Raw genomic sequence first — 11,171 nt, 5'->3', positions numbered from 1 at the left:
GGAAAATAGTGCTGCATTTCGTATATTTATTTACTAATCAAAATAAATAGTCATGAATGTAGTTATTCTAACGAGGGTTTCAAAAGAATCTCAATCCTACGAACGACAAATAGATGATTTAAGAGTTTACGCTTTTAATAAAAATTACAGCATCATCGGGGAATTTAACGAGAAGATTTCCGGTGCTGCAAAAAATGAAGATCGGTTGGCGTTGAATGACCTCAACGAGTTTTTAGAAACTCAACAAGTTAATAAGATATTGATATGGGAACTTTCTCGCCTTGGCAGAAGCACTTTGGAAGTATTGAAGTCTCTTGAAATTTTTCATGAAAAGGGAATTTCTCTATATGTCCATAATTACAACATTGAAACTTTGAACGAGGATGGTTCAATCAACCCGATGGCACAGATGATGGTAACTCTATTAGCGGAATTTAGTAGGGCGGAAAGGTGTGCAATTCAACAAAGATTAGCAAGCGGCTACAGGAAACATATCGATTCTGGAAAAAAGGTAGGAAGAATCTTGGGTTTAAAAATGGGGAATTCTCAACTGCTAGAAAAGCATAAAGAGATAGTGAAATATTTGAAAAAAGGACGAAGTATAAGGGAAACCGCCTTAATAGTTGGAAAAAGTACCCGTACAGTTTTGAAAGTTAAAAAGGCTTGTCACGCCTAGCTAGTAAAATAAGTGACCTATAACAAAAACTGGTGTTGATTTTCAATAATGTGTTCCTCATATACAATTGTAAACCTCTTGACATTTTGAAACATATTTCTTTGAAAATATTTCTATAAAAATAACCAAAAACTACAGATTATTTTATAATGCTGTATCTAATAATTTTATGTTTACTCCCTTAAATATTTTGTAATTTTTAAATCAGGCGTAGTCTTCCGCTTGTATAATTTTAAATAAAAATGTACAATTTTAACAAAATTATCTGCGTTAAATGAACAAACGCTTTTAATAAAAAAATTGTCTAAATCAATGCTTTTGTTTAAATCAAATCATAATATATAAAATTAAAAATATGAAAAATTTAGCGAAAATTTTCTTATCAGATTTAAGTCGAAAAATTAAACCCGGTATGGAAAATAAACTGCATAATCCGTTCTTTTTGAAACATCAAAACTTATGGCGATTTGTCATAATACTCAACAAATATAGTCTTGAGTCAATTCGATTCGATGTTTTTCAACCGCCACATGAAGTAAATTCAAATATTACTTTCGCGTTTTATTCGAAAACAAATCGTGAATTATTATTGAAAATTTTTGAAGAAACTGAAAATTTATTTAACGCACCACCTAGTGTTTTTAAAACAGACACCTATGTTGCTTTGAATTGGAAATTGAATCTATCAAACGCAGATGAAACTAATGAGTTTGTCTATAAGGCATTAATTTTTTTTAAAAAATTTTTCATCCGCATTCGGTATTTTGACTTAATTCAATTAAAAAATTGTAATGAACTATTTGATCGAAAAAACTTATCTCATGCGTACACACGTAAAAAAAAGACAAAAAAAATAATTACAAACTCTGGAATGAAGTTTTTACGCAAAACTCGCCCCGCAATTATGGCATCTGTAAAAAGTTATTATTATTTAAATTGAATTACTCAACAGCTTTTTTTTTGAATAATTAATTTTACAACCATATAAATCAATTCTTTTACTTTTAAATTTGATTAGATACAAGTATTGTCTAACTCAAAATAATGGTAAAATGAACCCTGAAAAAATCACAATTCTATTTGTAATAAATGCAACTAAAACAAACCAAAAAGGTTTTTGTCCGATCAGTTGCAGAATCACACTAAACAAAGAACGAAAACAATTTGTTACCGGACTTTTTGTAAATCCACCCCATTGGGAAAACAAACTTCAAAAAGTAACTTCTCAAGAGGCCAACCACAAATATATAAACGCTCAATTAGAGCGAATCCAAGTCAAGATTTACAATATTGCTTTAGTATTTCAACTTCAGGGAATTGCATGTAAATTAGATAATATCTTTAATGAATACAAAGGAATACCACTCAAAAAAGAAGAATATATATTGTCTTTTTACAGGAAATATGTTTCAAGAATCCAAAAATTGGTAGGTATCGAAATAAAAGAAAACACCTATGAAAAATTCGTGTATGTTGGAAATCATCTAGAAGCATTCATAAAATGGAACTTTAAAAAATCAGATTTTCCTTTAAAGGAATTAAGCTTGCGGTTTCTGGATGATTTTGACTATTATCTGAAGACAGAAAAGAGCATAAAGCAAATCACAATTAATAAAATCATCCAAAGACTTCGAACACCTATTAAACAAGCTATTTCGGAAGGCTATCTGGATAGAGATCCATTTATATTATATAAATCAAAAAAGGTACACAAAGAAATTATATTCCTTACAACGGAAGAACTCAAAATCTTCGAAGAATCCACTTTACAACTAAAAAGATTAAGCATAATCCAAGACTTATTCATTTTCTGCTGTTACACAGGATTGGCCTATAATGAAATGGCACATCTGAAAATAAAAAATATCCAATTAGGTTTCGAAAATATGAATTGGATCCAGATGAAGAGAGAAAAAATACAACGTCAAATCTCCATTCCGTTACTTCCAAAAGCACAAGAAATCATCGACAAATATTTAATAGAGGGTAATTTCGTATTCCCTGCTTTAAGCAATCAGAAATTTAATGCCTATCTTAAAGAAATAGCAATAATAACAGAAATAGATAAAAGGATTACACATCACACCGCTAGAAAGACATTTGCCTCGACCGTTTTACTTTACAATGATGTTCCCATGGAAATAGTTTCAGAATTACTAGGCCATTCCAACATGATTATCACTCAGGAAAGTTATGGAAAAGTAGTCCAAAAGAAAGTAAGTGAAGAAATGCAAAAATTAAAATTAAGAATGGATAAAATCCAAATTTAACATCATTACTTATTTTAATGTCTGCTCGAAATTCACTGTAGGTAATAAAAAAGTGGGGTTTAAAAAAAACAATATTGTCGACAAAAATAATTATACATTAATACAAAGCCCCACTCCGGGGACTCTTGTAAATTATACAATGCCCCCTTTGATTTTCGCTAATGAAGTTACGGAAGATTATTAAAAAGCTTAACCGTACGATTAATCTCTTAAATTACCGAAGGTGAAGTACAACAGAAAAAAACGCATTGGTTAATGCCGGATTATTGGTATACAATTCATTTTCATGCATTAAAAATTAAGAAATAAATATGTTATTTCAATAAAAAATTTTCAACCTTAGTACTCATATAATACGTATCACATTATAATCTTGGATAAATTGAAATCTTTTTTTATAATTAATAAATTATTTCCACATAAAATTTTAAGATTTAAAGTTCTGATATAAAAGTTAGATGCATTAATTTAAACTCTTTTAAAGTAATTGAAACATTAAAATTTCAAATACGTTATTTCACATGCTTTGCATTTTCGTCTTGTTTGATCTATATCAGCTACACTAAAGCGGTTTTCTGATTTTTCAAAAATATCCAGCCCTCTTCCTAATCCAATCTTCCATCTATTGTCTGCCATTATATTTCTGTCATGCAAGTTTTCAAAACGGTGCGATAGGTGGATGCCGATTTCTTGAACGCTTTCCTGAATTTCTTCAAGGTAGGTTGTGCTGTCCAATAAATATTCTTCCGTATTCCAAGTCACTATTTCCAAATCAATTTCTTCCTCCGGCTCTTTGTTGTTGCTTAACATCACACAGAATTCCAATAGGTTTTTGAATTGATATGGTAATCTAATGTCTGGATCCTGAATTGTTATTTTAGTGGCTCCTTTCAGATAACTTGCAAATAGCCCTTTGTAAGAAATGCCCGTTTGATTGTCTTTAATAATCGTTTGATGTGGTGTTAAAAAGTTTTTCTCCGATTGATTTTCCACATTACTGTTTTCTTCTTTTGCTTCAGTCGTTATTTCTACTTGTTTGGCAACTACCTCAGCCTGATAATTCAATTTTTCCAGTGTTTCCGGACGTACTTTTATTCCAGACGATTTTATAGTATATTCAAATGTAACTGGTTCACTTCTGAATGTTTCGTCAATAATGGACAGCTGGTCTTTTACCCTTTTTCTCCCTTCAACAGCAAAATCCAGTAATTCCAATATTTCGGTTTCACTGGCCACTTTATGGGGATATATTATTTTCATTAATCCAGAAAAAGTTTTCCTGATTGCCATTTTATCCCTTTGTGATAAAGATCCATCCAGATCAATGTACTGATCTAAAATGCCACTATAATCGGACTTGCGCATTTCTTTAAAAATTTCCGCCATATAGTCCACTATAAAACCAAAGTCTTTTGAGAAAACATTATTTTTTAAAATTCTTACTTCCCATCCCGGAATGTAAATGTGCATGCGATCCAGAAATGCTCCTTTGATATATCCTTCTGGAATTGATTCGAAAAGATGACTGTTTTTAAGCATATACGGCACAGTATGTTTAGTATTACCCACATACGCTAATGAAGCTGTTGCTTGATAGGTTTCTTTTCCACGATTGAATGATTGATTGGCCATATAATTCTGAAGGATTTTTACCAAATCACCATCGACTCTTTTGGAACCTTTATCCTGCTCAAATTCGTCTAATGCAATCACATCCCAATAGCCTACCAATCCAATTTTGTTTCCTGTATTATTTACAAATAATCTGGCTTTTGAAACATCACCACCTGAAACTAATACTCCATGCGGTGATAACTCCGAGAATATATGTGATTTACCGGTTCCCTTCGGCCCCAATTCTATGAAGTTGTAATTGTTCTCTACATGCGTAATTAAGCGGGATAACTGAATTAATTTCCCTCTTTTGTTAAAGAATTCCGGATCCAATCCTATGCTGTGCATTAGTAAGTCTACCCATTCTTCTGAAGTGAAGTTTTTTCGTGATTCAATGTATTCATCGAAACTTATATTGGCAACTTGAATTGGTTTTAAATCTTCAATTATCCAACGTACTTTTATATCCTCTTCATGCGAATACCCCATATTGATGATACACCAAACTCCGCCGCCACTCAATAATTTTTGGTTCTGCATTACAACATTATCAGAAATTGGAATATTTCTAATACCAAGATTTGCCAATTCAGCTTCATAAATATTGGCTCTGTCATTAAGAGAAACATTTACCTTATCGATGATTTTATAGTTTTTTTTATCGCGAATATTAGATTTCACCATTTCAGCTTCGCTCCGGTGAACGTAGTTGTTCTTAATAATGTCTTTGACCTTTTCTATACCTTCCTCAATAATTGCTTTGTCGTCTACCGCACAATATTGACCTAAAAGATATTCTAATACATAAGTCGGAACTACTGCATTTCCTTTGATTTTCGAAGTCAGGTCTTTACGAACTACTTTCCCTTCAAAATATTTTAATATTTTTTCTTTTAATAGCATAATTTGTTTTTTAGAAATCCATTTCCATCAAAGTACTTATTGTAATTAAGTCGTTTACGGCTGGATTGAGCTTATTTTTATCTTTAGTATCGAATGCCTTTAAGTGACAAAATGTTGCCTTAGATCCCGTTGTATTTAACGTCAGAATGATTTCAAACACTCTTTCTTTGGGGTTATTCGATGTTGAATTACAGCTAATTTCCACTTCATTTGAAAAGAGGACACCGTTTTCATTATATAAGCCGATACTGATATCTAAACTTTTCAAATCATTAGAAACGGGGTCATTTTGAAACAAGGTCACTTTAAGAGATCCTGTAGCAATTTTATTGACGCTATCAATTCTTCTGAATGTTACCGTTTCTGTTGTTTCCTTTTTTTGCTTGTAATATTTAATAACCGGCGTTATTATTTCCTGAATACTTGCACCACCATGAACAAATTGAACTCCAATATTTCCTTGTTTTCGGTATCTATTAATCGCTCTTGGTATCGCTATTTTTAAATCAGTATCAATATTGGTTGTATTTTTCATGTCGAATACATACCCCTCTTGTTTTCCCTCAAATCCATCGCTGATGACAAAACGAGTATTGTCTTTAATGTATCCTTTGCCTTTGGGCATTACTTCTCTATCACTTTCTTTTAACTCATTGTAATTAAATAAAAAGCCATGATCGGAAGTTACTACTACATGGGAAATATTCCATCCATATATTTTTTGAATAAGGCGTTTTATTTGGTCCGCCGCTTTTGATGTTTCTTCTAAAGTTTCGTGTTCGGTACGTTTTTTATCTCCTATGGAATCAATCCAATCATGGTAGATGTACACTAATTTATTTTTGATGAAAAACTTTCTTCCGGTGTCTCTATCAAACTTTATAATTTCTGCATAATCAATAGTAACACTTTCCGGAACAGTCTCTTGCAAAATGGCTTGTCGGTATTGACTGTTTGTCGGTTTACCATTAATTTTATATACCAAATCTTGCTCACCTTGTTCAACTTTAATACCATTATTGGGCAATAAATTGGTCATTCCTAAATTCGTATAAGAAGGAATTGATGCCAGACAAGGCTGTATGGTTAAATTATTCTTACTGTCCGCAAGAAGGTCATTATAAAGTTCAAAACCTAATTCGTATCGGAAAGCATCCGATATAATTACTGCCATTTTGTAATCAACGTCTTTTAAATTGTCTTCGTAAAAGTTGAATTGTTTGTTGCAATTAATATTGTGGAAATCAAAATTGTTTTCTGCCAACAACTTTTGCCATTCACTATTGAATTCAATTAAAAAACGATCGTACTTATTGTTTAATGCTTCGAAAACTAGAAGCGAGGTACTCTCAAATTCTTCTAAATGATCTCTTACATTATCAAATGCGATTACGGCCTTTCTATAGTTGTAATCTACCTTGTGCAGTTCGGTGGTATATTCATTGATATAAGCTTCCGCTGTATTGAAACGAAATGATTTATAACTTTCTAATATGGCATACATTGACGATGAATGGTATAGAAAATTAATTTGGTCTTTTATAAATGCTGAGATGGATTCTTCCTTCCTCCAACGTATACACTCTTCTTTTGTTTTTAATGAATTCGAACTTACTTCGTTATAAAGCATTTTCAGAATAGCATCTAACATCTCCTCAGAATAATATCCGTATTCTGTTGCTGACCCATACCAATTTAGTATCGCCGACGTATTTACCTTACTTCCCAAATTTGAGAATATTTGGTCAATGTATTTATTGGTTGCCTGATTTTTTTGCCATTCTTCAAAGAAATTTAGCAGTTTGTGTATGTCGGCAGCTCGTTTTATTTTTAATGATGTGTAGGTGTCGTTAGCTTTAATTTTAGTAACGTTAGCGACAATTATATTGTATTTTAATTTAGTAATCCAGTTGGTGGCGGATTCAATTGATAAATCTTCTTCTTTTGAGTCCAATAAATTATTAAACCACATTGTAATCACTGAATCTAGTTCCAATTCTTCAAGTGTAGTGTTTGTTTTATTGAACTTACTTTCGTCCAAGGATAAGCTTACCCATTTATTCATGCAATTAAACTTGTCTTCCACTGCATTAAAATCCAGAGTAATGGATATTAATCCTTTTTTTAAGTTTTCATCACTAAAATTTTCAGGATCCAGTATTCGAGCCAATTTTTTTTGATTGCTTTTTGTTTTTAATAGCTTAAAATATTTAGCTACTAAGCTGGTATAATTTCCATGCAGTTTGTATTCTGCGATGAATTCAGATACCTCATCTAGTTTAAGTTCTAAGTTTCCTAAGAGTAAATCTAGTAAAGGATATTTATTTAATTTTTTACCCCCAGGCTTAACAAAAGGATGATACAGCAATACTTTTTCTGTATTCCATTCCCTTTCCAGCTTGTATTTTAATTCAAAATAATTTTCAGTTACTTCTATAACTTTTATTCCGGATTGTTCAATAGCTGTTAATTCTTCTTTTTTTGATCCATCAGTATCAAAATAGAAGAGTATCTTTTTATCACTTTCTGTAAGTGTCTGAATTACCTTTTCTGTAAACATTCTTTTTTACTTATATAATTAGATCTGATATACCAATACCGTCTTTCATTTTATCATCCACATTGGCGGCTTCAGCGAATTTGTACCATTTTTTCACAGTTTCATCAATTTGTTAGATGATGGTATTGGCTTTTTACTCGTCTTGGGATACAACCGTTTCATTCCGTATTTTAACAAACGCATTTGAAATCATTACCAGTCTGTTTGCTTATCTGTATCATTCTTGCTATTTCTAGCCCTTTGTCTTTTTTGTTGGTCCAGTTTTGCCAATTGTATTGGACTTATTTGCTCTTGTATTTTGAATACTTCCATGATACAAAGCAAATCTAAAACGCGTAAAACCTGAAGCAAGGTAGGAATTGTAACTGCTTCCCCTTTTTCCAGTAAGCTTAGTGTGGAACGGCTTAAATTTGCTGCACCGGCAACTTCTTCCTGCGTTTTGTTTTGCGACAATCGATGATGTTTTACAAAAGCACCGATGGTTTGCAGTAGAGCGATATCGCTCATAGCTATCCACTTTGTGTATTGTTTATCATTCATAAAGTAACTTTTTTGTTGTTAGTGACTGATATGTCATACAAATGTAATTTTATTTCCAATATAAAAACTAAAGTACCGTAATAATACAATAACACGTAATTCTTATAAAATCAAATCGTCTTCCAAAACACCGATATCATCTTCTTCATCAGGAATTTCTACCGGAATATAGGCCTCACGAAAAGACTTAAATTTAACTTCAGAGTCTTCATCCCAAAAAATTAATCGCTCTTGATTTAAAAGTCCTAGAACTTTTTTATAAACTGCTTGGGTTTCAGTTGTTAAAACTATGATTAGTAACCCCGAGGTACGTGTCATAATGGTGTAGGCAAATTCAAAAGCTTCTTTTTCAAATTCCAAAGGAATGTATGTTGACCAAATTACACACTCTTTTTCTAATCCTTTTAGACTTAAAATAGAATCCGATTCTACATCTATATTACTTCTCAATAAAAGATTTTTTAAAGTATAATCTCGTTCTAAAATACAGGTGTTTTTTAAATCAAATATTTTATAATGTCCTATTATATTTTCTAATTTTGGAATTAAATCTTCTTGTTTTTCTCCGTAAACAACAATAGGTCTTGCTCCAGGTGGTGCCCCTTTGTATGGAATAATGTTAGATGTTCCCTCAGAGTTACTAAAATGTTTGTTAATCGCTTGCGCCAATCCACTTATACATTCGCTAATTCTTACAGGTAACCGATACGAACCCTCTAATTTATGGTTTTTTCGTGTAAGCATATTTTGATCCCGTGGAATTCGTGCTGCCAAACCAAGATGAATTGCCTGAGCCAAATCCCCTCCAATTGTTAATTTATTTGGATCTTTTATTAATGAATAAAAGATTTTAAAATCAGCGTCAGTACAATCTTGGAATTCATCCACTAAAATATAATCGTATTTAAAGCCAATTTGATTGTTGTTTAATTTTGAAAGTAGGTATTGCCTTCTAATTGTAAAGCTCTCTATCCCTTGTGTATGCATTCTAGTTGCATATCTTTTTAGACATTTGAATACTAATTTCCTGCGTTCACTATTTTTTTGTAAAGATGGATTATTTCCCCTGCCGATTCTGGACACATTTAAATAAGTATCTTCACTACCAGTAATACCAACTTGTAAGCCATATATTACTCGATGGTACTCTTCAAAAATAAAATCAGCGTTTAAAATGTTATCATAAATATTAGAAGTAACATGATCCTCTTTTTTTACTTCTTGGATAATTTCATTGATTATGGTATGGTGTTGGGGCATACTTACCATTCCTCTATAGGTAACACTACCAATATATTTGGGTAGCATATCAAAATGAACTAATCTTATGTTTGCTATTTTTGAACCGGTGAATCTTATAATACATGATGGTAAAGTAGCTCCGTTAAATCCAGTATCATAAGTTATCGTAAATCTGTTTTGATCTAATACATCGACTAACCATTCAGATAGCTTTTTTATTAAGGATTTATTGAAAGTAGTTACTAATATTTGAATTTTGGGATCATAATTATGTTCTTCAACTATATTTTTAACTTTTTCGGTAATTACAATACTCTTACCACATCCTGCTGGACCAATTATTGTAGTAGGTCTTTCTACATTTTCTGCTGCTTTCTTTTGATAATCATTTAAAACTACGTCCCTTCTAACAGTAATGGGTGGATTAAAAACATCAAGGTTTTTAATAGGATTAACTTGTTCAAACATAGCTAACTGAGGACGTTCAAATACAATTGCAGCATTAGAGGCATCATACCAAGAGGTATTACGTTTTAATTCTTCTATCGAAAGATAATCCCCTAGTTTAGAGCGAATGGAATTTATATTAGTGAGCGGCTTATTAAATAGTAATTGAGCAGATTGAATCAATTGACTAGTATATTTTAACTTTAAAAAATCCTGCTTTAGTATCGGAAAGTATTTTACCGCCTTTTTTTCGGACGTTAATAATAGTACGGCTGATGGTTTGTAATTATCTATCAAGTTTAAAAAATCTTTACTTATTTCTGCTTGATTGTCAGAATCATCAAATAAATAACTCGCTGCTAAAATGCTATTTGCCGTTGAAACACCATGATTGTTATTCCAGGAATTTACCTCATATTCTATTTTAAAATCACTATCAATTTCAGGATAAGTTAATATAAATTCTTTCCATAAATAATCGCGATTGTAGTGCAGCATGAAGGGACTGGAATCGATATTAACAATTGTGATTTTTAGTGCTGTTTTACCTAACCTTTTAAGTCCTGCGTAAATCAATCCTAAACTCCATTGAATGGCACCAGCACCAGCACCCAAATCGAAGACGACAAGCTCTTGCCCTTGATATTGGATTACTTTATCTAAAAAGAAAGACAGAAAAGTATTAATTCGACGGGGGTGATACCATAAGGTATATGCAAATGCAGTATTAGGACGATCATAGCATAAATCTTTTCCTCTTATTAAATTGTAACTTTCAATATGACATTGTTTTAAATCATATCGAAAATTAGCCTGTCCTTTATTCTCATTATAATATTTGACAGAAGCTTTAGCAATTACTACATCTAAGTTGTCTTGTTGAGATAATAACCATGTTTTTAATTCTTCTTTCATAAAA

The 11,171-nt window shown here is 31.6% G+C and carries 6 protein-coding genes; 2 read left to right on the top strand and 4 right to left on the bottom strand.

Going from position 1 to position 11,171, the window contains the following annotated elements:
* Positions 1-52 precede the first annotated feature (52 nt).
* Entirely contained in the window at positions 53-676 is a 624-nt protein-coding gene (locus C4S35_RS05915; protein ID WP_103999294.1) for a recombinase family protein, read from the top strand.
* Positions 677-1,728: 1,052 nt separating this feature from the next.
* Complete coding sequence (locus C4S35_RS05905) at positions 1,729-2,946, top strand: site-specific integrase (RefSeq protein ID WP_103999292.1); 1,218 nt, start codon at positions 1,729-1,731, stop codon at positions 2,944-2,946.
* Between the two features lie 495 nt (positions 2,947-3,441).
* Here C4S35_RS05905 and brxL read toward each other — a convergent pair whose 3' ends face one another.
* The 4 genes from brxL to C4S35_RS05885 form a co-directional block, all read right to left on the bottom strand.
* Complete coding sequence (gene brxL, locus C4S35_RS05900) at positions 3,442-5,463, bottom strand: BREX system Lon protease-like protein BrxL (protein ID WP_103999291.1); 2,022 nt, start codon at positions 5,461-5,463, stop codon at positions 3,442-3,444.
* A gap of 10 nt (positions 5,464-5,473) precedes the next feature.
* Positions 5,474-8,023, bottom strand: coding sequence for a BREX-1 system phosphatase PglZ type A (pglZ, locus tag C4S35_RS05895; RefSeq protein WP_103999290.1), 2,550 nt, complete (start codon positions 8,021-8,023; stop codon positions 5,474-5,476).
* 192 nt (positions 8,024-8,215) lie between these two features.
* Complete coding sequence (locus C4S35_RS05890) at positions 8,216-8,563, bottom strand: helix-turn-helix domain-containing protein (protein ID WP_103999289.1); 348 nt, start codon at positions 8,561-8,563, stop codon at positions 8,216-8,218.
* A 102-nt stretch (positions 8,564-8,665) separates the two neighbouring features.
* A complete protein-coding gene (locus C4S35_RS05885; RefSeq protein WP_103999288.1) occupies positions 8,666-11,167 on the bottom strand; it encodes a UvrD-helicase domain-containing protein in 2,502 nt (833 codons plus the stop codon).
* Positions 11,168-11,171 lie beyond the last annotated feature (4 nt).

This window comes from Flavobacterium urumqiense (genome assembly GCF_900108015.1).
In the GTDB taxonomy this organism is placed as follows: domain Bacteria; phylum Bacteroidota; class Bacteroidia; order Flavobacteriales; family Flavobacteriaceae; genus Flavobacterium; species Flavobacterium urumqiense.
Note: the sequence above shows the minus strand (reverse complement) of the source record. Positions and strands in the feature narration are given on the sequence as shown.